At 63.6% G+C, this 23,520-nt stretch carries 21 protein-coding genes; 15 read left to right on the forward strand and 6 right to left on the reverse strand.

The window, feature by feature from the left end:
- The first annotated feature begins 1 nt into the window (after window position 1).
- The 5 genes from ABID26_RS11885 to ABID26_RS11905 all read left to right on the forward strand — a co-directional run bounded on the left by ABID26_RS11885 (window position 2) and on the right by ABID26_RS11905 (window position 5,178).
- Entirely contained in the window at window positions 2-280 is a 279-nt protein-coding gene (locus ABID26_RS11885; protein ID WP_126100072.1) for a sarcosine oxidase subunit delta, read from the forward strand.
- On the forward strand, window positions 277-3,225 hold the full coding sequence (locus tag ABID26_RS11890; RefSeq protein ID WP_292345041.1) for a sarcosine oxidase subunit alpha family protein: 2,949 nt from the start codon (window positions 277-279) through the stop codon (window positions 3,223-3,225). Before ABID26_RS11885 ends, ABID26_RS11890 begins: the two co-directional genes overlap by 4 nt.
- Complete coding sequence (locus ABID26_RS11895) at window positions 3,218-3,724, forward strand: sarcosine oxidase subunit gamma family protein (protein WP_292302675.1); 507 nt, start codon at window positions 3,218-3,220, stop codon at window positions 3,722-3,724. The genes ABID26_RS11890 and ABID26_RS11895 overlap by 8 nt, the downstream gene beginning before the upstream one ends.
- Before the next feature lie 490 nt (window positions 3,725-4,214).
- On the forward strand, window positions 4,215-4,448 hold the full coding sequence (locus ABID26_RS11900; protein ID WP_292345040.1) for a hypothetical protein: 234 nt from the start codon (window positions 4,215-4,217) through the stop codon (window positions 4,446-4,448).
- A 220-nt stretch (window positions 4,449-4,668) separates the two neighbouring features.
- Window positions 4,669-5,178: a hypothetical protein gene (locus ABID26_RS11905; RefSeq protein WP_292345039.1), complete on the forward strand. Its 510-nt coding sequence runs from the start codon at window positions 4,669-4,671 to the stop codon at window positions 5,176-5,178.
- A 62-nt stretch (window positions 5,179-5,240) separates the two neighbouring features.
- On the opposite strand, the gene ABID26_RS11910 is transcribed toward ABID26_RS11905, so the two are convergent.
- From ABID26_RS11910 to ABID26_RS11920, 3 genes are all read right to left on the reverse strand, one after another.
- Window positions 5,241-6,242 carry a hypothetical protein gene (locus ABID26_RS11910; protein ID WP_292345038.1) on the reverse strand — a complete coding sequence of 334 codons (1,002 nt, stop codon included), beginning with the start codon at window positions 6,240-6,242 and terminating at the stop codon, window positions 5,241-5,243.
- A 300-nt stretch (window positions 6,243-6,542) separates the two neighbouring features.
- The gene (locus tag ABID26_RS11915; protein ID WP_292345037.1) at window positions 6,543-7,976 is read right to left on the reverse strand and encodes an aldehyde dehydrogenase family protein; all 1,434 of its coding nucleotides are present in this window, start codon (window positions 7,974-7,976) and stop codon (window positions 6,543-6,545) included.
- 188 nt (window positions 7,977-8,164) lie between these two features.
- Window positions 8,165-8,632 (reverse strand): GNAT family N-acetyltransferase, encoded by a 468-nt coding sequence (locus tag ABID26_RS11920; protein ID WP_292345036.1) that lies wholly within the window; start codon window positions 8,630-8,632, stop codon window positions 8,165-8,167.
- A gap of 352 nt (window positions 8,633-8,984) precedes the next feature.
- On the opposite strand from ABID26_RS11920, the gene ABID26_RS11925 reads away from it, so the two are divergent.
- Window positions 8,985-10,040 carry a YeiH family protein gene (locus ABID26_RS11925; protein ID WP_354415475.1) on the forward strand — a complete coding sequence of 352 codons (1,056 nt, stop codon included), beginning with the start codon at window positions 8,985-8,987 and terminating at the stop codon, window positions 10,038-10,040.
- Here the strand turns inward: ABID26_RS11925 and ABID26_RS11930 are convergent.
- The gene (locus ABID26_RS11930; protein ID WP_292345034.1) at window positions 10,037-10,534 is read right to left on the reverse strand and encodes a GAF domain-containing protein; all 498 of its coding nucleotides are present in this window, start codon (window positions 10,532-10,534) and stop codon (window positions 10,037-10,039) included. The two genes, ABID26_RS11925 and ABID26_RS11930, sit on opposite strands and share 4 nt — an antisense overlap.
- Window positions 10,535-10,624: 90 nt before the next feature.
- Here ABID26_RS11930 and ABID26_RS11935 point away from each other — a divergent pair, with 90 nt between their 5' ends.
- From ABID26_RS11935 to ABID26_RS11960, 6 genes are all read left to right on the forward strand, one after another.
- A complete protein-coding gene (locus ABID26_RS11935) occupies window positions 10,625-11,053 on the forward strand; it encodes an NUDIX hydrolase (protein ID WP_292345033.1) in 429 nt (142 codons plus the stop codon).
- Window positions 11,050-12,027 (forward strand): GlxA family transcriptional regulator, encoded by a 978-nt coding sequence (locus ABID26_RS11940; protein WP_354415478.1) that lies wholly within the window; start codon window positions 11,050-11,052, stop codon window positions 12,025-12,027. The genes ABID26_RS11935 and ABID26_RS11940 overlap by 4 nt, the downstream gene beginning before the upstream one ends.
- A gap of 314 nt (window positions 12,028-12,341) precedes the next feature.
- Entirely contained in the window at window positions 12,342-13,640 is a 1,299-nt protein-coding gene (locus tag ABID26_RS11945) for a M24 family metallopeptidase (protein WP_292302681.1), read from the forward strand.
- Window positions 13,641-13,667: 27 nt separating this feature from the next.
- Entirely contained in the window at window positions 13,668-14,345 is a 678-nt protein-coding gene (locus ABID26_RS11950; RefSeq protein ID WP_292302682.1) for an isochorismatase family protein, read from the forward strand.
- A gap of 5 nt (window positions 14,346-14,350) precedes the next feature.
- Window positions 14,351-15,313 carry an alpha/beta hydrolase gene (locus ABID26_RS11955; RefSeq protein ID WP_292345032.1) on the forward strand — a complete coding sequence of 321 codons (963 nt, stop codon included), beginning with the start codon at window positions 14,351-14,353 and terminating at the stop codon, window positions 15,311-15,313.
- Between the two features lie 312 nt (window positions 15,314-15,625).
- Window positions 15,626-17,266 (forward strand): ABC transporter substrate-binding protein, encoded by a 1,641-nt coding sequence (locus ABID26_RS11960; RefSeq protein ID WP_292302684.1) that lies wholly within the window; start codon window positions 15,626-15,628, stop codon window positions 17,264-17,266.
- A gap of 66 nt (window positions 17,267-17,332) precedes the next feature.
- On the opposite strand, the gene ABID26_RS11965 is transcribed toward ABID26_RS11960, so the two are convergent.
- Window positions 17,333-18,415, reverse strand: a complete 1,083-nt coding sequence (locus ABID26_RS11965; RefSeq protein WP_292302685.1) for a LacI family DNA-binding transcriptional regulator — start codon at window positions 18,413-18,415, stop codon at window positions 17,333-17,335.
- Window positions 18,416-18,609: 194 nt separating this feature from the next.
- Between ABID26_RS11965 and ABID26_RS11970 the strand changes: the two genes are divergently transcribed.
- The 3 genes from ABID26_RS11970 (at window position 18,610) to ABID26_RS11980 (ending at window position 22,266) form a co-directional block, all read left to right on the forward strand.
- Complete coding sequence (locus ABID26_RS11970; protein ID WP_292302686.1) at window positions 18,610-19,446, forward strand: ABC transporter substrate-binding protein; 837 nt, start codon at window positions 18,610-18,612, stop codon at window positions 19,444-19,446.
- A 99-nt stretch (window positions 19,447-19,545) separates the two neighbouring features.
- The gene (locus ABID26_RS11975; protein ID WP_354415481.1) at window positions 19,546-21,069 is read left to right on the forward strand and encodes an amino acid ABC transporter permease/ATP-binding protein; all 1,524 of its coding nucleotides are present in this window, start codon (window positions 19,546-19,548) and stop codon (window positions 21,067-21,069) included.
- 72 nt (window positions 21,070-21,141) lie between these two features.
- The gene (locus ABID26_RS11980; protein ID WP_292302688.1) at window positions 21,142-22,266 is read left to right on the forward strand and encodes an NAD(P)/FAD-dependent oxidoreductase; all 1,125 of its coding nucleotides are present in this window, start codon (window positions 21,142-21,144) and stop codon (window positions 22,264-22,266) included.
- 343 nt (window positions 22,267-22,609) lie between these two features.
- On the opposite strand, the gene ABID26_RS11990 is transcribed toward ABID26_RS11980, so the two are convergent.
- A complete protein-coding gene (locus ABID26_RS11990) occupies window positions 22,610-23,401 on the reverse strand; it encodes a hypothetical protein (RefSeq protein ID WP_292302689.1) in 792 nt (263 codons plus the stop codon).
- Between the last annotated feature and the right edge of the window lie 119 nt (window positions 23,402-23,520).

Consider the following 23,520-nt stretch of genomic DNA (forward strand, 5'->3'; position numbering starts at 1 on the left):
AATGCTTCGCATCGAATGCCCGTGCTGCGGCCCGCGCGACCATGACGAGTTCCGCTATGGCGGCGACGCTTCGGTGGCGCGTCCGGCGCATGACGATCCCGATCCGGAAGCCTGGTACCGCTATGTCTATGTGCGGGACAATCCGGCCGGATCGCATCGCGAATTCTGGCAGCACGTGACCGGCTGCCGGCAATGGCTGATCATCGAGCGCGACACCAGAAACCACGTCATCGCATGGGTCGGCTTCGCCCGGAAAACGGCCAGGAAAATGCCCGCATGAACAGGATCGGAAATCGCCTCGCCACCGGCGGCCGCATCGACCGCGCGCAGCCGCTGGGCTTTGTCTTCGATGGCCGCGAGCTCACCGGCTATCAAGGCGACACGCTCGCTTCCGCCCTGCTCGCCAACGGCATCACGCTGACCGGCCGCAGCTTCAAATATCACCGGCCGCGCGGCATATTTTCGGCCGGTCCGGAGGAGCCGAACGCGCTGGTCACGCTCGGCACCGGCGGACGGCGCGAGCCGAACCTGCCGGCGACGACGCTCGAGCTGGCGGACGGCATGACTGCCGAAAGCCAGAACCGCTGGCCCTCGCTCGCCTTCGACATGCAGAGCATCAACGGGCTGTTTGCGCCCTTCCTCTCCGCCGGCTTCTACTACAAGACGTTCATGGGGCCGACGCGGCGCGCCTGGATGTTCTATGAGCATTTCATCCGCAAGGCGGCGGGTCTGGGTCGAGCCGGCACCGAGCCGGATCCCGGCCGCTACGAGGCACGGCACGCCTTTGCCGACGTCGCCGTCGTCGGCGGCGGCCCTGCCGGCCTCTCGGCGGCGCGCGCGGCTGCGGCCGCTGGCGCCAGCGTCGCTCTCATCGAGCAGGACTTTTTGCTCGGCGGCCAGCTGCTGTCCGAGCGCCCGGACGCAGATGCGGCCGCCTGGCTGAGCGCGGTCGAGGCAGAACTGGCGGGCCTCGACGACGTCACCCTGATGCGCAGGACGATGGCGTTCGGTACCTTCGACGGCAATACGCTGGGGCTGATCGAGCGGCGCGACGGTCCGGCAGCGGAAAGCGCCGCGCGCCAGGTCTTCACCATGCTTCACGCCCGCTCGATCGTCTTTGCTACAGGGGCCATCGAGCGGCCGCTGATCTTTTCCAACAATGACCGGCCGGGCGTCATGCTGGCGTCCGCCGCCCGGAGCTACCTCAACCGTTTCGCCGTCCTGCCGGGCAAGAAGATCGTCATCGCCACCACGAATGACGGCGCCTACCGCGCCGCTTTCGACCTCGCCGCCGCCGGCGCCGAGGTGATTGTCGCTGATCAGCGCGGCGCGCCGGCCGCCGCGCCGGCGGTGGAAGCCCGGCGCCTGAACATAGCGATCCGAACCGGCAGCCGGATCGCCGACCTGCGCGGGGGCCATACGGTGAAGGCCGCGGGACTTGCCGGACCGGACGGCAATCTGGAAATTGCCTGCGACCTGGTCTGCCTGTCCGGCGGCTGGTCGCCGAGCGTGCATCTCACCTCGCATCTCGGCGTCAAGCCGGTCTATCGCGGCGAGATCGATGGCTTCGTTCCTGGCGGCTTTGCGGCGGGCCAGTTCGGCGCTGGCGCCATCATGGGCCGCTTCTCGACCGCCGACGCCATTGAGGACGGCCACCGCGCCGGCATTGAAGCAGCATCGTCCTGCGGAAAATCGGCAGCGGTGCCGGCGCCTTTGAAGCTCGATCTCGGCGAATCCGCAGCCAATGCGTTCCGAGCGATCCCGTCCGCCGGGCGCGGCAAGGCCTTTGTCGATTTCCAGATGGATGTGACCGCGAAGGACATCGAGCTCGCCCACCGCGAAGGCTATGAATCGGTCGAGCACCTGAAGCGCTACACCACACTCGGCATGGGCACCGACCAGGGCAAGACCAGCAATTTCGCCGCGCTCTCGGCCATGGCGGCACTGCGCCAGGCGACGATCGCGCAAACCGGGACCACGACCTTTCGCCCGCCCTATGCGCCGGTCGCCATCGGCGCGCTCGCCGGTCGTGCCGTCGGCCACCATTTCAAGCCGATCCGCCGCACGCCGATGCATGACTGGCACTTGGGCAACGGCGCCGAGATGCTCGAGGTCGGGCTCTGGATGCGGCCCTATTTCTACCGCGGCGCCGGACGCGACGTGAACGAAGCCTATGTCGCCGAGATGCGCACCGTGCGCCAGGCAGCCGGACTGATGGACATCTCCACCCTCGGCAAGATCGACGTGCAGGGGCCGGATGCCGCCGCCTTCCTCGACCGTGTCTATGCCAACGGCTTCGCCAAGCTGCCGGTCGGCCGCGCGCGCTACGGCATCATGCTGCGCGACGACGGCATCGTCTTCGACGACGGCGCGACCACGCGGCTTTCGGAAACCCAGTTCTTCATGACAACCTCGACCGCCAAGGCGGCCGATGTGCTGTCGCGGCTGGAATTCCTGCTCGACACCGCATGGCCGGAGCTGCGAGTCGCCGTCACCTCGGTCAGCGACGAATGGGCGGCGATGTCGGTCGCCGGCCCGAAGAGCCGCGATATCCTGGCCGCCGCATTCCCGGGGCTCGACGTCTCGAACGAGGCGCTGCCGCATATGGGCTTCATCGAGGCCGAGTTCGACGGACGGGCGCTGCGCGTCATCCGCCTCAGCTATTCCGGCGAGCGCGCCTACGAGATCTATGTCGGTGCCAGCCGCGGCGAGCGGCTCTGGAGCCGCCTGATCGAAGTTGGCGCGCCATTCGGCCTGAAACCCTACGGGGTCGAGGCGCTGGGCGCGCTGCGCGTCGAGAAGGGCCACGTCGCCGGGCCGGAGATCGATGGCCGCACCACGCTCGACGATCTCGGCCTTGGCCGCATGGCCGGCAAGCGCACCGGCTTCGTCGGCGAAGTCCTGCGGCATCGCCCGGCATTTCTTTCGCCCGACCGCCAGCGACTGGTTGGACTGGAATGCATCGAGGACGGCAGCCGGCTGCGCGGCGGGGCGATCTTGTTCCTGCCCGGCGATGCCGTCGCCGGCCACGGACGTGGCCGGATCACGTCCGTCACCTTCAGCCCCGAGCTCGGCCGCTATGTCGGACTGGCGCTGCTCGCCGGCAATGTCGCGACAGAGGGAAGCGAGCTCGTCGCCGCCTATCCGATGCGGGCCGAGACGGTCCGCGCCAGGATCGTGTCGTCTGTATTCCTCGACCCCAAGGGAGAGCGACTGCATGGTTGAGCCTCTGTCGTTGAAAGACTTCAGCCTGTCGGCGGCCGATTGCCCGATCGTCCAGATCGAAGGCTGGGACGCAACGCTGGCAAAATTCGAGGCGAGCGTCTCGCAGGCATTGGGCGCCCCCCTGCCCGCTGCGGTTGGCGAAACGGCCCGCCATGCCGATATCCTGATCGTCCGGGTTGCGCCGCGCCGTCTCTGGTTGATTTTCGAGGCCAGCGCAAAACCGCTGACCATCGATCCCGAACTTGGCTGCTCGGTCTCTCTTGGCGAAGGCCGCTTGCGCCTCAGGATGGACGGGACGCGCCTCCCCGAAATTCTTTCCAAATGCGTCGCTGTCGACTGGTCGTCGCCCGCCGCGGCGCCCGGCCGCGCCTGGCAGACCGCCTTTCACCACGTACCGGTGCTTCTGCTCCGCACAGCCGAAACCGCCTGCGACCTCATCGTGCCGCGCAGTTTCGCGAAGAGCCTGACCGACTGGATCGCCGACAGCGCCGCGGGGTGAGGGCTAGCCCCCGCCCCTCTGTCCGCTGTCCACGATTTTCGTTTATCCGATTAACGAATCGTAGACCACGCTGTCCTATTCTGGGACAGCGCGGTTCTACACCCATCGCCCGCGCAGGCGGCTCCGGCGCTCAGGCACCCTACCCCTAGTCGGAGCCGCCACTTTGTATACTACCAGCAATGGTTGAATCAACTCTTACCAAGCATCGTTGCTGGTGTATTTTACCGATCGCTAAATTTCGAAATACTAATGAGCGCCGCTATGCCAGCGAACTCGCCATCGACTTTGGTTGCCTCGCGCCGGGCTTTGATTTGCTTTCGTCTCCCACCGGCGCGGGCTACCTGGCCTGGGGATTTGCAACGAATATTAGCAGGCAACGATATATTAACGGCTAGGGCGCAGCCTTTCCGTATCGGGGACGAAAACTGCCCCCTGATCGACGATCCGGCACTTATGTGCCGAGACGTTCGACCGATGCGGAGCAAAACGCATGAGTGTCGAAACAGCGCTGGCGCAGCTGTTGCGCATGCTTCACCGTCGAGCCCTGAATTTGGCAAGCTTGCCGGACGATGAAAGAGACCCGCACTACGATCGCATCCGCCGTTCATGCTGCGGAGCAGCCGAACATATCGGCCAGAGCCCCGACAATGCAGCCATCACGGCCAACAGCATGGTCGAATTTACGCGCGCCATGGTCGGGATCATCGAGGCAAGGCACGAGTAAGGCGGCGCTCAACCGTAAGCGCGCTTCCCAGCACCTTCGCCTGCAAGCGGGGCTGAGGTCGCAGAGCAGGATCGGAAGGATGGAGTCTGCCCGCGAGCAGCCCTCACCATAGCGGCATTACAGCAATTTTTCCCAAGACCCGGAACCCACAACGCTGCGACGTTATGGCGGCGATCTTCCGGCGTCTTGTCGTTGCTCGCCTATCCGTTGGAGAAAAATCATGACGATTTCCCCCTTTCTCGCTGCTCTCGGGTCCGAAGGTCAGCCTGCAGACCGGGCGAAAGACATGGACCTCTATGGGTGGCTAATCGGAAGCTGGGAAATGGAGACGGTCCACTACCGCGACGACGGCACGATCGAGAAATCGGATGGTGAATGCCATTTTGGCTGGGTGCTCGAAGGCCGCGCTATACAGGACGTCTGGATCAGGCCCAAGCGCCCTGCGCCGTCCACCATGTACGGCACGACTTTGCGTGTCTTCGATCCCGGGATCGACGGCTGGCACATCATCTGGAGCGATCCGCTCAATCAGGATTACTCGCGCCAGATCGGGCGGGCCGAGGGCAAGGACATTGTCCAGATCGGCGACGACTCGCGCGGCCTGCAAGCGCGATGGCGGTTCACCGAGATCACCGCCGACAGCTTCCATTGGATCGGCGAGGAAAGAGCCGCCGAGAACGACCCCTGGTGTGTGACGTATGAGCATTTTGCCCGTCGGATGAATTCGTGAGCTTGAGTTCGGCGTTCGGGTGCATAGCTCGCCGCGAGAGTTGACCAACTTACAGTGGCGACCTAGCTCCCCTCTATCGCCTTTGGTGTCAAATCCACTTGCTGATCCTGCTGTCTGTCATAGGCCATCAAACGCCTAATGTGTTCCAATTCAGGGTGCTTAGCTATCTCTTCCGGGAGAGGCTTCTTTGTTCCCGGTTTTGACTCAGGCAAGTCAACGCCTATTTGGTAGCCTTTTGCCTTTGCTTCGCGAATTCTGTTAAAATAAGCTCTAAGCGCTGGCTCAATATTTCCGTCCTTAACTCCTTCGTACACCGACGAAATTTCATTAATCGCCTGTTCAAATCCTTCGTCTTCTACTTTTGATATTTCTTCGTCTACTCGCCTTATAGTATCATCGCCGACCCCCAACTCTCTAAGTGCGTCAACAGTGCTCTCGTGTTTCCTCTTCTTATTTATTTTCACGACAGCCGCATACAAGAAGGCCGCAGTGACCAACATAAATTGCCAATTGACCTCAACAGCTATGGACACATCGATATTCTCTACCCGCCTTATCGTCGGGAGTCCCTCCGCTGACTTGTCCATCTCCGAGTAGGCGCTATTAAACACTTTGAAAAACCAAACTTGCTCGTCGATCAAATCGGCAGTGGTGCTTCTATTGACCCCAAGCGGGAAAACTATCGATAGTTTTGGCTTCACGTCAGATACTTTTTCTGCCGCTGAAGCTATGTAGTTATCGATATACGGACCTATAGACCGAATAAACTGGTTTAAAAATTGTTCAACATTTGCAATTGTTTGCACATCATCGTTCGTTAGTAAAACATATATGTTACTCTTTAACCTATCATATACGTAAAGGAGCAGATTGTACTGTTTTAGTTCTAACAGTACACGCCTCTCGCTGAATTGCATACTCTCAAAAATCTTTATGTAATTCTCCTTCCATTTTTGAAAAGTAGCGATATCAGATCGAGCTGCTTGAATTATACCTGCCGCCATAGCAATTGTAACTTTTGAAAAAGCAGTCTGTGCTGACCGATATACGTGAACAATATCCATTGCCACCCCTGCCCCTGAAACCAAACTCTCACGAGCATAGTCTGAATCAACTTGGGAGAACGTCGCTAGCTACACAGAGAAAAGTTTTGTCCACATAAATCGGATTTGGCGATGACATCCATTGCACATGGCAGCGGAGCATCAGCGATCGATATGTGAGCAGATCGCTTTGCAGATCTCACTCTGCCTCCTGTTCGCCAGTCAGACATCCTGTGCAATCAGAGGGTCGATGGTGGTCCAAACGAGAAGAGCGCGGCCAAGCTGCGCCCTCCGGTTCGCATCGGAGCCGCCGCCTCAAACCTACTCTGCCGCCTGATACCCCGCGATGCCCTTGATCTCGAGGAAATCCTCCAGCCCGTATTCGGCGTACTCGCGGCCGTTGCCGGATTGCTTGTAGCCGCCGAAGGGCAGGCCGGCGTCCCAGGTCGGATAGTTGATGTAGACATTGCCGGAGCGCATGCGGGCGGCCGCCTGGCGCGCCTTCTCGATGTCCTTGGCCTGGATGTAGGAGGCAAGGCCGAAGACGGTGTCGTTGGCCTGCTCGATCGCCTGCTCGACCGTGTCGTAAGGCATGATCGACAGCACCGGTCCAAAAATCTCTTCCTTGGCGATGCGCATGTCGTGCGTGACGTTGGCGAAGACGGTCGGGCGCACATAATAGCCGCGGTTGAGTTCTGCCGGGCGGCCGGTGCCGCCGGCCACCAGGGTTGCGCCCTCGTCGATGCCGCTCTGGATCAGTCCTTGAATCTTGTCGAACTGCAGTTGGCTGACCACCGGGCCGAGCTTCACGCCCGGCGCATCGGCCGGCCCGACGGTGAATTTTTCCGCCGCCTTCCTGGCATAGCCGGCCGCCTCGTCGTGCCGGTCGTGCGGCACGAACATGCGGGTCGGCGCGTTGCAGGACTGGCCGCTGTTGCCGAAGCAGCCGGCGACGCCCTTGGTGACCGCCCTTTCGAGATCGACATCGGGGAACAGGATGTTGGCCGACTTGCCGCCAAGCTCCTGATGCACGCGCTTGACCGTGTCGGCGGCCGCCTTGGCGACCAGGATGCCCGCGCGGGTCGAACCCGTAAACGACATCATGTCGACATCCGGGTGGCTGGCCAAAGCCTGGCCGACGGTCGGGCCATCGCCGTTGACGAGATTGAACACACCCTTAGGCACGCCGGCCTCGTCCATGATCTCGGCGAAGATGATGGCGTCGAGCGGGGCGATCTCGGACGGCTTCAGCACCATGGTGCAGCCGGCGGCGAGAGCCGGGCCCACCTTGCAGGTGATCTGGTTGAGCGGCCAGTTCCACGGCGTGATCAGGCCGACGACGCCGATCGGCTCCTTGACGATCAGCGACGAGCCTCTGACATGGCGGAACTGAAACGTCTTCAGCACCTCAGCCATCTTTTCCAGATGCGCCTGGCCGACGCCGACCTGGCTGTCCAGCGCCATCTGGCGCGGCGCGCCCATCTCGCGCGAGACGGCGAGCGCGAGATCCTTGCTGCGCTTCTTATAGATTTCGATGACGCGGTTGAGGATCTCGAGCCGCTCCTCGACCTCGGTGAAGCCGAACGTAGCGAAGGCGCGCTTGGCGGCGGCCACCGCCTTGTCGACGTCGAGTTTGGTGCCGAGCGAAATCTGCGCGAAAGCGTCCTCAGTTGATGGGTCGATGACGTCGAAATTGTTCGGCACCACAGGGTCGACCCAGGCGCCGTCGATATAGAACTGCAGATCGTGTGACATGCTTTCGCTCCCTGTGGGCCGCCGCGCTTCGATGTGGCGAGGTAATCGTCGTATATCGTCAGAAATAACGATGCGGCAACCGCCCTGTCAAACGCAAGCGCAGGTGACTGAGCCACGTTGAATTCCCGATGCATACCGCCCGAAACTGTGCAGCGATTTCGGGAAAACGACATCCATGAGGACAAGGCTTAAGGCGCCAACCTCTTGCTCATATAGACCGTCGTTCCGTTCATGAACGGTTCTTCGCGATCGATCGTGTAGCCATGGCTGCGGTAGAGCCGCACATTGGTTCGGAAGGCGCCATTGGTCAGTAGCCTGAGTTCCCGGCAGCCGGCCTCGATAGCCTTGTGCTCGGCGCTGTCGAGCAGCTTCCGCCCGATCCCCCTGCCCTGCGCTTCCGGCGCCACGGCGACATTCTCGATCCAGATGTGATCGTCATGCGCCATGGTTTCGATCAGGCCGACGATGCGGCCGTTCTCGACGGCGAGCTCAAACTGGTGCTCGCCCAGCGCCTTGTCGTAGTCGGCGCGCATCGGCAAAGGCTCGCGGCCGATCACCGGCACCCATTTGGCATAGGCCGCGCGCACGATGATCTTGATGGCGGCGGCATCCGCCGGCGCGGCCGGCCGAAATTCGATGGAAGAAACGACGTTCATTCAGAGACTCCAAAATGCAAAAAACCCGCCGATCGTTGCGATGGGCGGGGCTGGGATGGACGAACCGGATGGCTTGCTAGCCGGCCTTTGTCCTCACGCAATCAGCTTGCCGCTCCTTCGAACGGCGACGTCGCTGCGGATTTGCGAAAAAGGCGGTCATGGCGCGAAGCTGGACCGGGCGCCGGGGCGCTGTCAAGCCAGCCTCGCCGACGACGATTGCATCGCTCCATCCTGGCGATCTGTCTGCGTGACCAAATCGTTCTGGAAACTCGATCATTATAACTCGAATAATTCGTTGGAAAGATTGGTTCTGGAATGCCATTTCCCCGGCGAACTCGCCTGGAGAATTCAGTTGTCTTTCCTGCCCGCCACCGCGAACGATCTTCCAAACGGCCTGAATTCGGCCAGACCCGTAGGCAGGAGCCTGGCCTCGCTTTGGGCCGGCATCGTCCCCGGTATCGTGCTCGTGGCGATGATCACCAGCGTCGCCTATTCGGCGCGCAACCTCTCCGGGCTCACCCTATTCAGCCCGATGATCCTCGCGGTCGTCGCCGGCATGGTCTATTCCAACGTGCTCGGCACGCCCGTGCACGCCAAGGCCGGGATCGCTTTTGCGCAGCGCCGGCTGTTGCGCTTCGCCATCGTGCTGCTCGGCTTCCAGCTTACGCTCGGCCAGGTGGCGGGCATCGGCTTCGGCGGCGTCGGCATCGTTGCGGCGACGCTCGGCGCGACCTTCTTCTTCACCGTGACACTGGGGCGGCTGATCGGCGTCGATGCCAAGCTCGCGCAGCTGATTGCGGCCGGCACGTCGATCTGCGGTGCCTCCGCGATCGTCGCCACCAACATCGTCACCGATGCCCGCGACGAAGACGTTACCTACGCCGTCGCCGCGATCACACTGTTCGGCACCGTCGCCATGCTCGGCTTCCCGCTGCTGGCGCCTCTGTTCGGCCTCGGCCAGCACACGTTCGGCCTGTGGGCCGGAGCCTCGATCCACGAGGTGGCCCAGGTGATCGGCGCCGGCTTCCAGAACGGCGCTGTAGCTGGCGAGACCGCGACCGTCGCCAAGCTGACACGCGTCGCCATGCTGGCGCCGATGGTGATCGCGCTTGGCCTGATGGCGCGCCGCGGCAGCACTGACGCTTCCGCCGCCAAGCCGCCGATGCCGTGGTTCGTCGTGGCCTTCGTCGCGGTCGTGGCGCTGAACAGCCTGGTGGCGATCCCGGCGCAAGTTCATTCGGCGGTTGCTCTTTCCGCACAGATCATGCTGACCATGGGGCTCGCCGCCATGGGCCTTCAGGCCGACATCTCGGAGCTGCGCTCGCGCGGCCTGCGCCCGCTGATGCTGGCCTTCACGGCCTTCATCTTCATCGCGGGCTTCAGCCTATCGTTGGTAAAGCTCGCCTAGTCCTCAAGGGAACTCGCAGCGACATAGATCGCTGCCAGCTTCTCGATGCCGGCCTGGTCTTGCCTGTCGAAGCGGCCGGGGAGCGGGCTGTCGAGGTCGAGCACGCCGAACACGCCGTCCGCGTCGCGCAGCAGCACGACCAGTTCCGAGCGCGAATCGGCATCGCAGGCGATGTGGCCGGGAAAATCGTGCACGTCCTTGATCAGCATCGACATGCCGAGATCGACGGCCGTGCCGCAGACGCCCTTGCCGACCGCGATGCGCACGCAGGCGGGCTTGCCCTGGAAGGGTCCCAGCACCAGCTCTTCGTCGGATTGCAGGAAATAGAAGCCGGCCCAGTTGAGGTCGGGCACCATCTGGTAGATCAGCGCCGAAGTGTTGGCGGCGTTGGCGATGGAATCGCCCTCGCCTTCCAGCAGCGCTTTCAGTTGCACGGCCAACTCATTGTAGAAGGCCGGCTTGTTGCTCGTGTCGATTGCGGTTGCCGCAAACATCCTGGTTGTTCTCCGTTGCAAGGGCGCGGATGCGCCCGCTACAGTCCCGCCCTCTCTGCCACCAAAGCCGCCGTCAGGAAACAGCCTATCGTGACTTCCAGCGATGCCAAGACCGTCGGGGTCAGGACGATTCGGATCGCCGCCGCCGTGATCCGCGACGACAGCGGCAAGCTGCTTCTGGTGCGCAAGCGCGGCACCAGCACCTTCATGCAGGCCGGCGGCAAGATCGAGCCGGGCGAGGCGCCAGCCGCCGCTCTTGCACGCGAATTGCGGGAGGAATTGGGCATCGTCGTCGACCCAACGATCGCTTCGCATCTGGGTTCCTTCTCGGCGCCCGCCGCCAACGAACCGGATGCCCGCGTCGAGGCCGAGCTTTTCGAGTTGGCAATTGCCGGCAAGCCGATGCCGGCAGCCGAGATCGAGGAAATGATCTGGCTGAGCCCGGAGCTGGCAAGCGGCATGGAGCTCGCGCCGCTCACCGCCGACATCGTGCTGCCGCGCTACGGCCGCCAGTCATGACTGCGCCGAACCAGGCAAAACCGTCGGGGAGCGAAGCGCCTCTCACCTTCGCCGTGCTGGTCTTCTCCGGCTTTCCGATGATGGCGTTTTCTTCCGTCATCGAGCCGCTGCGCTGCGCCAACATTCTTGCCAGGCGCGACTGCTACCGCTGGGTGATCGTCGGCGCCGAACCGGGCACGGTCGAAGCCTCCAATGGCGTCGTCATCCAGCCCGGCTTTTCCGCGGCGGACGCGCCGAAGGTCGACCGCATCGTCGTCTGTTCCGGCGGCGACGCCGACCACGTCGTGGCCGACGAGGCGATGGGCTGGATCAGGAAGAGCCTGCGCGGCGGTGCGCATATCGGCGCAGTGGCGGATGCGGCGTTCTTCCTCGCCCGCGCGGGCCTCCTCGACGGGCACGCCTGCACCTTGCACTGGACCAGCCAGGCTGCTTTCACCGAGGCTTTTCCGGACATCGAGCTTCGGCGCGACCTCTTCGTGATCGACCGCAAGCGCTTCACCTCGGCCGGCGGCGTCGGCAGCCTCGACATGATGCTGGAGATCATCACCCGCGACTACGGCGCCGAGCTCGCGGCGGGCGTCGCCGAATGGTTCGTGCATTCACCGTTGCGGTCGAGCATCGACCGCAAGCTGATGCCGCTTCGCCTGCGCACAGGCGTCCAGAACGAGCTGGTGCTATCGGCCATCGCCATCATGGAGGATGCGGTCGAGGAGCGGCTCGGCATGGCCGACCTCGCCGAGCGTCTGGGCGTGTCGTCCGACAAGCTCGAGCGCAATTTCCGCGCCGAGCTGGATATCTCGCCCAATGGCTACTACCGGCGGCTGCGGCTGAAGCGCGCTGCAGACCTGTTGGCGCATTCGACGCTGATGGTGCGCGATGTCGCTTTGGCCTGCGGATTTGCTTCGATGTCGAGCTTTGCAAGGGCGTTTCGCGAGGAGCATGGGCAGGCGCCGAAGGCGATGCGGCGGCATTAGGTGGTGCGCGCTGTCGTGGTGAGACGTCGGCGGGACAGCGCCCCCCTCTGTCCTGCCGGACATCTCCCCCACTTGGGGGGAGATTGGCAGCTTCGGCGCCGGCTTTCCCTTTTCGACGCTGGAGATTGGCGAAAGCGGCTGTGATGGCTGATCTCCCCCCTTGCGGGGGAGATGGCCGGCAGGCCAGAGGGGGGTGCTGTCCCGCCAGCGTTGGGTGACGAAGCAGTTGGTGCGGCACTCAGCACAACATCTGCGGGATTCCGCATAGCGATCGTCCACGGCCCGGCTATGTTCGCGAGAACAGGAGGCCTCCCATGAGCATCGTCGTATTCGATCCCGACAGCACCGAGGATGTGGACTTCAAGGACCGCATGCGCCATCCGGCGGCGGCCGATCCCGCCGGCGGCATGTGGCTTTCCGATACCGAGCCGTCCTTCATCGACGCCGACGCGCTGCGCAAGGGGCGGTTGGCCAAGCTACGCGCATGGATGCGCGAGGCGGGCTATGGCGCGGTCGTGCTGTTCGATCCCTACAACCAGCGCTACGCCACCGGCTCGCGCAACATGTTCGGCTATTTCCTGCGCAACTCGACCCGCTATTTCTTCATCCCGACCGAAGGGCCGGTCGTGCTGTTCGAATATCCGCAGAGCTATCATGTCTCGATGGTGCTCGACACGATCGACGAGGCGCGGCCGTCGAAGCTCGTCTGGTCATCCGTCTCCGGCCGCGACGACGAGACCGCCGGGCCGTTCGCGGACGAGATCACCGAGCTTTTGAAGAAGCATGGCGGCGGCTCGATGAAGCTCGGCCTCGACCGCTGCAGCCACCTGCAGGCGCTGGCGCTGGAAAAGCGCGGCTGCGAGGTGAAGGACTGCCAGGGCGAGATCCTGGCGGTGCGCGCGGTGAAGACGCCGGAGGAGGTGAAGTGCCTGCAGGCCTCGATGGCGGGCGCTGAAGCCGCGGTGGCCGCCGTGCGCGAGGCGATCAAGCCCGGCGTTTCCGAAAACGAGCTGTTCGCCATCATGTATCACGAGGTGATCCGCCAGGGCGGCGAGTTCATCGAGACCCGGCTGCTCACCTCCGGACAGCGCACCAATCCATGGTTCAACGAGGCGAGCGGCCGCAAGATCAGGCCGGGCGAACTGGTCGCGCTCGATACCGACACGATCGGCTGCTACGGCTATTATTCCGATTTCTCGCGCACCTTCCGCTGCGGCCCGGGCAAGCCGACCCCTTACCAGAAGTCGCTCTACCGCATGGCGCACGACCAGGTTCAGCACAACATCGGGATCGTGAAGCCCGGCATGGCGTTCCGCGAGATCGCCGAGAAGGCTTGGAAGATCCCGGATCGCTTCGTCGACCAGCGCTACACCTCGGTCATGCACGGCGTCGGCATGCATGGCGAGACGCCGTTCATCGCGCATTCGATGGATTACGAGACCTACGGCCGCGACGGTATCATCGTGCCAGGAATGGTGGTGAGCGTCGAAAGCTATATCGGCGAGAAAGGCGGCCGCGAGGGCGTCAAGCTGGAGGACGAGATTCTCATTACCGAGACGGGGACGGAGCTGCTCTCGCGTTTCCCGTATGAAGACGAATTTCTTGACAAGTAGCACCCACGCACCGACAGCACATTCCGCATGAAAACGCCCATTTCCATCCGGCGCGGCACGGTGGCCGCGGTGTTCATCGATCTCCAGGAGGAGCATCGCAAGGACAAGCGCTATCTGGTCGAGGGGTTTGCCGACATCCTCGCCAACGTCCAGCGGCTGCAAGACGCGGCGCGGCGCAATTTCGTGCCGCTCCACCATTGGGCCTATATCGTCGACCTGGCCGAAGCGCGGCCGTTCCATCCCGTTGACGAGAGCGGCAAGTCGGCTTTCTCCGACAAGGACGATCCGCTGACAGCGATCTGCCATGAGGTCGCGCCGCAAGACGATGAAACGATACTGTTCAAGCAGGAAGCCAGCGCCTTCGGCAAGAACGACTTCGCCGACAAGCTCAAGGCATCCGGCATCGAATGGCTGGTCATTGCCGGCGTGTGGACCGAAGCCTGCATCGACGCCACGGTGAAGGACGCGGTGGCGCGCGGTTTTCGCGTTCTGCTGGTCAAGGACGCCTGCGGCAGCGCGAGTGCCGCCATGCACCAGACCGCCATCCTCAACCTCGCCAACCGGCTCTATGGCGGCGCCGTCACCAACACGCTCGACGCCTGCCGGCTGATGGCCGGCGATACGGTGAGCGTGTGGCAAGTCGAGGGCTCGGTGCCACTGCGCTTCACCTTCGAGAACGCGGCGCGGCTATACGCCGAGCTCTGACGGCGATGAGCAGCGACCCAGCCGATCCGGTAAGGCGCGGCAAATATGCCGCCCTGCTCGATCCGGAGCTCTGGGACTATATCGACAAGGTCAACAGCTGGTACCCGCCGGAGATCGTCGCCGCCCCGATCGCGGAGCAGCGCGCGGTCTATGACCGGATGTGCGCCGCATTTCACCAAGGGCGTCCGGAAGGTGTGGCGACCCGTGACGGTCTCGTCGCAACGGCGGCGCATGCGATCCCGATCCGTCGCTATCAGATGGCAGACAAGGTGGCAGCGGCAGTCGTCGTCTACTATCACGGCGGCGGCTTCGTGCTCGGCGATCTCGACAGCCATGACGACATCTGCGCCGAAATCTGCGCCGGCACCGGCTTCGAGGTGGTCTCCACCGACTACCGGCTGGCGCCGGAGCATTTGCATCCTGCTTCCTTCGACGATGCGCTTGCGGTGTTCGAATGGGTCGCCGCGACAGGTACGCTGCCGATCGTGCTTTGCGGCGAAAGCGCCGGCGGCAACCTCGCCGCCGCCGTGGCGCAGGCGACACGGCATCATCCAAGGCATGCCATCGGCCAGGTGCTGATCTATCCCGGTCTGGGCGGCGACGAGACCGGGCGATCCTACATCGAACACGCCGAGGCGCCGTTGCTGACGCTCGCCGATATCGACTTCTACCGCCGCGTCCGCTCGGCGCCCGGGCAGTCACTCGACGACCCGACGTTTTCGCCGGTCCGCGACCGCGACTTCTCCCACTTGCCGCCGACGGTCATCGTCACCGCCGAATGCGATCCACTATCCTCCGACGGCGAGGCGTATCGCGACCGCATTCTGGCCGCCGGCGGCCGCGCCTGGTGGCGCGAGGAGAAACGGCTAGTGCACAGCTTTTTGCGCGCTCGCCCGACGGTGCCGCGCGCGGCAGAAGCGTTTATGAGGATTATTGCGAATATTGGGGCGCTTGGCGCCGGACGATGAGGCTGCGGTCTCCCTCCTTGAGGGGGAGATGGCCGGCAGGCCAGAGGGGGTCGTCTCGCATAAATCGCCGACCTTCTCTCTCATAGCGAAAGGCGCCGGCGCTTCACGCGCGGCGACCCCCTCTGTCGCCTTCGTCGACATCTCCCCTTCAAGGGGGGAGATCAGCTGCGGAACAGCGCACAAGAACTGCGGAAAACCAAACATTTCGCTGCGGAAAGCGGACCTATCATTCCTCGGCAGGCAACGGCGCCCCGGCGGTCGCATCCGCCCTGTACCTGGCGACACCGCGCGCCCAACCAAGAGGGAACGACGATGAAATTCATGCTGACCGACAGAAAACTGCACCCGCGGGCGAAGCCGACCGCCGACGATTTCAAGACAGGCGCGATCAGTCGGCGCGAATACCTGGCGCTTATGGCAGGCCTCGGCGTCAGCGCCGCCGGCGCCCTGGCGCTGGGCGGACTTACCCCCTCGCCCGCCCGCGCCGAGGAGCCGAAGCGCGGCGGCACACTGCGCGTGGCGATGAACGTCAAGGGATTCAAGGATCCGCGCACTTTCGACGGCGTCGAGATGTCGAACGTCGCGCGCCACTGCAACGAATATCTGGTGCGCTGGAAAACCGACTTCACCTTCGAGCCCTGGCTGCTCGAAAGCTGGGAGACCAGCGACGACGCCAAGACGATCACGCTCAATGTGCGCAAGGGCATCACCTGGTCGAACGGCGACACTTTCAATGCCGACGACGTGATCCACAACCTCAACCGCTGGTGCGATGCTTCGGTCGCCGGCAATTCGGTCGCCGCCCGCATGGGCGCGCTGGTCAACGCCGACACCAAGAAGCCGGTCGACGGCGGCATCCAGAAGGTCGACGACTACACCGTCAAGCTCAACCTGCCCAAGCCCGACATCTCGCTGATCGCCGGCATGGCAGACTATCCGGCGCTGATCATGCACCGCTCCTATGAGGGCGACGCCGACCCGAAGAAGGCTTTGGCCATCACCACGGGCCCCTGCGAGTTGGTGAGTTGGGACGCCGAGACGGGCGCCGAGGTGAAGCGCAAGGACAAGCCGTGGTGGAAGGGCGACTTCTATCTCGACGGCATCAAATGGGTCGATTACGGCTCCGACCCCAACGCCATGCTGTCGGCCTTCGAATCCGGCGAGATCGACACTGACCACGAGACCGCTTCGGACGCCGTGTCGCAGACCGAGCAGATGGGCCTGCAGAACTCCGAGATCGCCACCGGCTCGACCATCGTCGCGCGCTTCAATGTCGGCAATGCGCCCTATGACGACGTCAAGGTGCGCCGCGCCGCCCAGCTTGCCGTCGACAATGCGGCGGTGCTGAAGCTCGGCCTCGACGGCAGGGGCAAACCGGCCGACAACCACCACGTCGGACCGATGCATCCGGAATTCGCCGATATCGGACCGGCCAAGCGCGATGTCGATCAAGCCAAGAAGCTGCTCTCCGAATCCGGCAAGGCCGACCACGAATACGAGCTGATCTCGGTCGACGTCGAATGGCAGAAGAGCACCGCTGACGCCATCGCCGCCCAGATCCGCGAGGCCGGCCTCAAGATCAAGCGCACCGTGCTGCCGGCCGCGACCTTCTGGAACGACTGGAGCAAGTTCCCCTATTCCTGCACAGAATGGCTCGGCCGTCCGCTCGGCGTCCAAGTGCTGGCGCTCGCCTACAAATCGGGCGCCGCCTGGAACGAAAGCGCCTATTCGAACAAGGAGTTCGACGAACTTCTCGACAAGGCGCTGGCGACGCCCGACGCGGCGGCGCGAAAGGAGATCATGGCCAAGATCGAGCAGAATTTGCGCGACTCCGGCGTCATCATCCAGCCCTACTGGCGCTCGGTCTACCGCACCTATCGCAAGGGCGTGAACGGCTGCGAGCAGCACCAGGCGCTCGAGCAGCATTTCGAAAAGGTCTGGCTGGAGTCCTGATCCTCCCAGGGACTGGCTCGGCCGGCGTGGCTCAGCAGAGCCGCGCCGGCCGGTTTGCACCTGCTTTCATGAGTCGGATCGATCGCCCGATTGGCTCGGGCGACTGCCTACCGACATCCGTTCGATGATCGTCGTCGGCAGGACGATCCACTCGGGCGGCCGATCATCGCCCTTCAGGCGGCGGATCAAGAGCTCCGCCACGGATTTCCCCAATGCATAAACCGGCTGGTCGATGACGGTGATCGGCGGCGTCGTCACACTCGTCCAGTCGGCGTCGTGGAAGGTGATCAGCGATATGTCGCTCGGAATGCTGAGCCCGCATTCGCGGATCGCCTTGAACAGATCGAGCGCCACGACGCTGTCGGACGCAAGGATCGCCGTCGGCCGTCCGGCATCCCGGAGCAGACGTTGCAGCACCGCGTGCGCGCTGTCCGATCGCCCGCTGCCGAAATGAATGTTGCGCTCCGCCCCCTCTATGCCGGCTTCGCGGCAGGCTTCGAGGAAGCCCAGGATGCGCTCGCGCACAGTGGAGGTGTTGATCCTCGACTCGGCGCCGCGAAAATCCCCGGACAATAGAGCGGCGGTCACATAGGCGATCCTGCGGTGCCCGGCCTGCGTCAGCATGCGCGTGGCCCGCAGGGCCGCATTGCGGTCATCGACGGTGACGGTGTCGACATCGAGCTCCGGCAATGCCCGGTCGAGCAGTGCCAACGGGCAAGCAATCTCCCTGAGGTGGGCGATATCTCCGGACTGGGCGGGCGTCACGATCAGGCCGTCGACCTGCTTTGCCAACAGAACGCGTATCGCGCTCTTCTCGGCTTCGATCTCCTCGCCAGAATTGGCCAGGATGACGTTGATGCCCGACAGGCGCGCGACGTCGCTTATGCCGCGCACCGCAAGCGAGAAGAACGGGTTCTCGATGTCGCCGACGACGACGCCGATGCTGCCTGAACGGCCGGTGGTCATGCTGCGCGCCAGCTCATTCGGCCGGTAGTCGAGCGCCTTCGCCGCTTCGAGCACGGCAGCGCGGACCGTCTTGCTCACCCGGCCATAGCCGCCAAGCACCCGCGCGGCGGTCGCCTTCGAAACCTTCGCCTCGCGTGCGACGTCGCTGACGGTGACGGAGGGGGCCTTGGGTGGGCGCTTCATTGTGGAAAAGTCGCTTTCAAATTCGTTTGACGGATCGTCGTTCCCGTGCCTACAAATGTCAAGAGACCGGTCTCACTCGTAACTTGAGACCGGTCTCACAAGAAAAAGAACGCCCGAAGCGTCGGATCGCAGGCCGTATCGAAATTGTTCGCTACGCCCCGCGCACGAACTGATCGTCAGAGTGGAGAACAGCCATGAACATCAGAGGTCTTTTCACATCGAGCCGGCGGCAGCGCATCGGCTCTTTCGTCTTCGCAGTCGCGCTTGCCGCCCTGTCGCTGCCCGAGGCTTGGGCGGCGGACAACCCGTACAATCTTATCGATGCCAAGACGATCAGCGTCGGCACGATGGGCGATGCCAAGCCCTATGCCTTCACCACCACCGACGGCAAGTTTACCGGCTTCGACCTCGAATTCTTCCAGAACGTGGTGGGCCGGATGGGCTTCAAGCCGGATCAGGTGACCTTCACCGGCCAGGAATTCTCGGCGCTGATGCCCTCGGTCGCCAACCAGCGCTTCGACGTCGCGGTCGCGGCAATAGGAACGACGGAGCAGCGCAAGAAGACGGTCGATTTCTCCGACGGCTATCTCGCCGGCTACCTGTCGGTGCTGACGTCCGACCCCAAGATCACCTCGCCGGAGGGTTTGGCCGGCAAGCGCCTCGGCGTCGTCCAGGGCACGCTGCAGGAGATCTACGCCAGCAAGAACTTCAAGAACACAGACCTGGTGAGGTTCCCGGACAACAACTCGGCCATAGCCGCGCTCAACAACGGCACGGTCGACGGGCATTTCCTCGACTATGAGGCGGCAAAACAATATGGCGAACGCTATCCGGCCCTGAAGATCGCGATCAACATCCCGTCTTTCGACGCTCCCGCGGGCTTCGTCGTGCGCAAGGGCAACGACGCCTTCCGCGAAGCGCTCAACAAGGGCATTCACGAAGCCATGCAGGACGGCACCTGGCGCGACCTCTACCAGAAATGGTTCCCCGGATCGCCGATGCCGGAGCAATATCTCCCCAAGAAGAACTGAGCCGCGCTCGGCCGCCGGCGCGAATGCCGGCGGCCCCTTTCGGCAGGCCGTGAGAGATCGCGCGCGGTGGTCGCGCCGCCGCGCAAGGCAGGTTGACGGATGGATTGGTTAGAAAATCTTCAGCGCAGTTTCTTCGACTGGGATGCGATGGCCTCGGTGCTGCCGGCGCTGTTTGCGGTCGGGCTGAAGAACACCCTGATCCTCGCCGCGGCATCGACGGTGCTCGGCATCTTCATCGGCATGGTGCTTGCCGTGATGGGCATCTCACGCTCGGCCTGGCTGCGGCTCCCCGCGCGCATCTACACCGACATTTTTCGCGGGCTGCCGGCGATCCTCACCATTCTTCTGATCGGGCAAGGCTTCGCCCGCATCGGCCGCGAGATTTTCGGGCCCTCCCCTTACCCGCTCGGGATCGTGGCGCTCAGCCTGATTGCCGGCGCCTATATCGGCGAGATCTTCCGCTCCGGCATCCAGAGCGTCGAAAGCGGCCAGATGGAAGCCTGCCGCGCGCTCAGCATGAGCTACGGCCAGGGCATGCGGCTGATCGTGATCCCGCAGGGCGTGCGCCGCGTGCTTCCTGCCCTGGTCAACCAGTTCATCGGCAACGTCAAGGATTCCAGTCTCGTCTACTTCCTCGGCCTGCTCGCCTCCGAGCGCGAGATCTTCCGCATCGGCCAGGACCAGGCGGTGGTCACCGGCAATCTGTCACCGCTGCTCCTGGCCGGCATGTTCTACCTCATCATCACCGTGCCGCTGACCCACGTCGTCAACCACCTCGACAACCGCCTGCGGCTCGGCAAGCAAAAGCCTGGCGGCGTCGTCAGCGGTCTCGTCGAGGTCGGCGAGTTGAAGGACACGGCGGGCAAGCCCCGTCACGAGGTGGCACGGCCCGCCGTCAAGGCCGGCAGCCTCGAAGTGCGCGATCTCGACATGGCCTATGGCGAGTTGCAGGTGCTGAGAAAGATCCGGCTCAAGGTCGAGCCGGGAACCGTCACCTGCGTCATCGGCCCTTCGGGCTCCGGCAAATCGACGCTGCTGCGCTGCCTCAACCGGCTCGTCGAACCCAAGGCCGGCGACGTGCTGCTCGACGGCGAGAGCATCCTGGCGATGAAGCCGGAAACGCTGCGCCGGCGCATCGGCATGGTCTTCCAGCATTTCAACCTGTTCCCCAACCATACGGCGATCGAGAACGTCATGCTGGCGCTGACCAAGATCAAGGGCATGGCGGGAAGCAAGGCACGGCGCCTGGCCGAAGCGCGCCTCTCCGAGGTGGGCCTTGCCGCGCGCGCGGAGTACCGGCCGAGCCGCCTGTCGGGCGGCCAGCAGCAGCGCGTGGCGATCGCCCGCGCGCTGGCCATGGACCCCGAGGTCATCCTGTTCGACGAGGTGACGAGCGCGCTCGACCCCGAACTCGTCAAGGGCGTGCTCAACCTGATGGCCGATCTCGGCCGGCGCGGCATGACGATGATCGTCGTCACCCATGAGATGGCCTTTGCCCGCAAGGTGGCGGATCAGGTCGCCTTCATGGACGAGGGCCGCATCGTCGAGGTCGGCCCGCCGGCGGAAATCTTCGACAGGCCGAAGAGTCCCCGGCTCAAGCAATTCCTCGCCGAGGTGCTGTGAACGATGCCGTCGCGCGGCCGTACCCGAGCATAATCCCGAACACCAACTGTCTGATCATCGAAAGCTGCATTCATGACTTATAAATCCGCCCTCAAGGTCGCCGTCATCGGCGGCGGCATCTTCGGCGTTTCCACAGCCGTCCATCTCGCCCGGCTGGGCGCGGAGACGACCATCGTCAATGATGGCCCGGTCGCCAACGGCGCATCGTCGCGCTCGCTCGCCTGGCTAAATTCGGCGCGAAAGCGGTCGGTGGCCTACCACAAGCTCCGCATGCAGGGTATCGAGCGCCACAGGGCATTTGCGACAAAGCACGACTGCGGCGCCTGGCTGCGCCTCGATGGCGGGCTCACCTGGGACGCCGACGACGCTTCCAACCAGATCAAGGAAATCTTCCGTCACGAACAGGAGATCGGCTATGAGACACGACTGCTCGCGCCGGGCGAAATCGCCGCCGTCACGCCGGGTGTCGACGCCGGCGCCGTGTCACCGCAGGGTGCGATCTTCAATGCCGGCGAAGGCTGGGTCGATCTGCCGTCGCTCATCGGCCGGTTGCTAAAGGAATTTCGCGACAGCGGCGGCCAGCTTGTCACCGACGCCGGTGCCGCCGACGTCACCCTCGTCAATGGCCGGGTCAGCGGCGTGAGGACGGCTTCGGGTCAGATGCTCGATGCCGATGCCGTTGTCGTCGCGACGGGCCCGGCCGTCCCCGGCATGGCGGCCAAGGTGGGCAAGCGCATCGGCGACGGCACGACGCGCGCGCTGCTCGTCATCAGCAAACCGGTCCGGCATCCGCTGCGGGCCGTGCTCAACACGCCGCGCGTCGCCATCCGGCCGACGCCGAACGGCGCCTTCGCGCTCGACTCGGCCTGGTCCGAGGATGAAGTCATCGTGCACGACGACCGCACTTACGAGGCAAAGCCGTCAACGATCGCTGGGCTGCTTGAGGAAGCCTCGAAAGTGCTTGAAGGCAACCCGACGCTGGCGCTGGAAAGTCATCACATGGGGCCGAAGCCCATTCCGGCGGACGGCGAGCCGGTGATCGGGCAGCTGACCGGCATTCCCGGCTACCATGTCGTCTTCAGCCACAGCGGCGCAACGCTTGGCCTCGTCGCGGGCGAATTGCTCGCCGGCGAGATCGTCAGCGGCACGCCCAGTCTGTTGCTCGAGCCGTTTCGTCCGGCACGGTTCGATAGCTGAGAAGCGTTTGCGCCACGCCGCGCGCTGGCCGCACTTCTCCTCGACCAGGGCCACGCAGCGGAGGCCTGTCGCGACGACCTTGGCCTCAGCGGCGCGGTCCAGCGCTGCGCGGAGCACCCGGACAAGGTCTGGGCGCTGCACGGGCTGGTCGAATGCCTGAAGCGGCGCGGCGAGAGCGAGGAACTGCCCGGCCTCGAGGCGAAACTTGCCACAGCACTTGGCAGGGTGGATGTGCCGATCACCTCGTCCTGCCTATGCCGCACGAGCGTGCGATCAAGGCACGGCTGCTGTCACTGACGTAGCTGGCCGCCGCCCTCATCGGAGGACGGCGGTGATCGCTTCGCTACGAGAAAATCTCCGCCAGTTCGTCGACGCTGGTGCCTTCCTTGACCTGGCGCAGTTCGACATAGCTGACGGCTGTCGCCGTGGACATAACCGTCGACATCACCGCGGAAACCACGGCACCGACTACGGAACCGATAATGCCGTCGCCAAAGAGATAAACGAAGGTGCCAAGAACCGCCTGGATGACCATTGCCAGTATGAAAAGGATGACGAACAGGCCGAAGAGAGACCAACGGTTGCCCTTGGCCAGCGCCCGACTGCGCGACATCGAGCCGAAAACACCGCGACGCTCCTGCACCAGAACGGGTACGGATACCGACCAGCCAAGCCACAAGATGATGCCGGGCACCAGCAGCGCCAAGGAGGCGATGCCAGTGCCGAGGGCGACCAAAATTCCGATGCCGATCGTGGGCAAAAGGCACTGAAGGGCAATCTGAATGCTGTCGCCGAAGCCGGGCTTCTTGCCGTTCAGGTCTTCGATCGTTGCCCTGACCAGGGCCGACTGCAGCAGTAGCGATAGAAGGAAATAAACAAGACCAAAGGCAAAGGTGAAGAGTGAATCCCGGATCACCACATTCGGCTCGGCCAGCGCGAGGTTGGACGAATCGACGCCTGCCAACTTACTCATCCGAGCTTCATTCCAGAGCTGAAAAAGAAATGTCGGCAGCCCCGAAAAGAGCAGGGCCAATCCAACGCAAAGCCCGATGTTGCGCGTAATCACACCGAAAGTAGTGTTGAATACCCTGCCGATCTCGAATCTGCCGGGTCGTCCCAATGTCGCAGTGGTCATGATAGTTTCCCCCGAGCCGCCGCATCCAATTCGGCGACTTCAAAGTAAATTTGCCAAGATTGACGGGCCGCGTCCAGTGCACTTGCAATTGTCTAGGCATATTGCCAGTGTCGGAGCCG

Source organism: Mesorhizobium shonense, from assembly GCF_040545255.1.
Classification (GTDB): Bacteria; Pseudomonadota; Alphaproteobacteria; order Rhizobiales; family Rhizobiaceae; genus Mesorhizobium; species Mesorhizobium shonense.

Coding starts and splice junctions, on each gene's coding strand:
- ABID26_RS11885 (WP_126100072.1), top strand. CDS start 2: ATGCTTCGCATCGAATGCCCGTGCTGCGGCCCGCGCGACCATGACGAG.
- ABID26_RS11890 (WP_292345041.1), top strand. CDS start 277: ATGAACAGGATCGGAAATCGCCTCGCCACCGGCGGCCGCATCGACCGC.
- ABID26_RS11895 (WP_292302675.1), top strand. CDS start 3,218: ATGGTTGAGCCTCTGTCGTTGAAAGACTTCAGCCTGTCGGCGGCCGAT.
- ABID26_RS11900 (WP_292345040.1), top strand. CDS start 4,215: ATGAGTGTCGAAACAGCGCTGGCGCAGCTGTTGCGCATGCTTCACCGT.
- ABID26_RS11905 (WP_292345039.1), top strand. CDS start 4,669: ATGACGATTTCCCCCTTTCTCGCTGCTCTCGGGTCCGAAGGTCAGCCT.
- ABID26_RS11910 (WP_292345038.1), bottom strand. CDS start 6,242: ATGGATATTGTTCACGTATATCGGTCAGCACAGACTGCTTTTTCAAAA.
- ABID26_RS11915 (WP_292345037.1), bottom strand. CDS start 7,976: ATGTCACACGATCTGCAGTTCTATATCGACGGCGCCTGGGTCGACCCT.
- ABID26_RS11920 (WP_292345036.1), bottom strand. CDS start 8,632: ATGAACGTCGTTTCTTCCATCGAATTTCGGCCGGCCGCGCCGGCGGAT.
- ABID26_RS11930 (WP_292345034.1), bottom strand. CDS start 10,534: ATGTTTGCGGCAACCGCAATCGACACGAGCAACAAGCCGGCCTTCTAC.
- ABID26_RS11940 (WP_354415478.1), top strand. CDS start 11,050: ATGACTGCGCCGAACCAGGCAAAACCGTCGGGGAGCGAAGCGCCTCTC.
- ABID26_RS11945 (WP_292302681.1), top strand. CDS start 12,342: ATGAGCATCGTCGTATTCGATCCCGACAGCACCGAGGATGTGGACTTC.
- ABID26_RS11950 (WP_292302682.1), top strand. CDS start 13,668: ATGAAAACGCCCATTTCCATCCGGCGCGGCACGGTGGCCGCGGTGTTC.
- ABID26_RS11955 (WP_292345032.1), top strand. CDS start 14,351: ATGAGCAGCGACCCAGCCGATCCGGTAAGGCGCGGCAAATATGCCGCC.
- ABID26_RS11960 (WP_292302684.1), top strand. CDS start 15,626: ATGAAATTCATGCTGACCGACAGAAAACTGCACCCGCGGGCGAAGCCG.
- ABID26_RS11965 (WP_292302685.1), bottom strand. CDS start 18,415: ATGAAGCGCCCACCCAAGGCCCCCTCCGTCACCGTCAGCGACGTCGCA.
- ABID26_RS11970 (WP_292302686.1), top strand. CDS start 18,610: ATGAACATCAGAGGTCTTTTCACATCGAGCCGGCGGCAGCGCATCGGC.
- ABID26_RS11975 (WP_354415481.1), top strand. CDS start 19,546: ATGGATTGGTTAGAAAATCTTCAGCGCAGTTTCTTCGACTGGGATGCG.
- ABID26_RS11980 (WP_292302688.1), top strand. CDS start 21,142: ATGACTTATAAATCCGCCCTCAAGGTCGCCGTCATCGGCGGCGGCATC.
- ABID26_RS11990 (WP_292302689.1), bottom strand. CDS start 23,401: ATGACCACTGCGACATTGGGACGACCCGGCAGATTCGAGATCGGCAGG.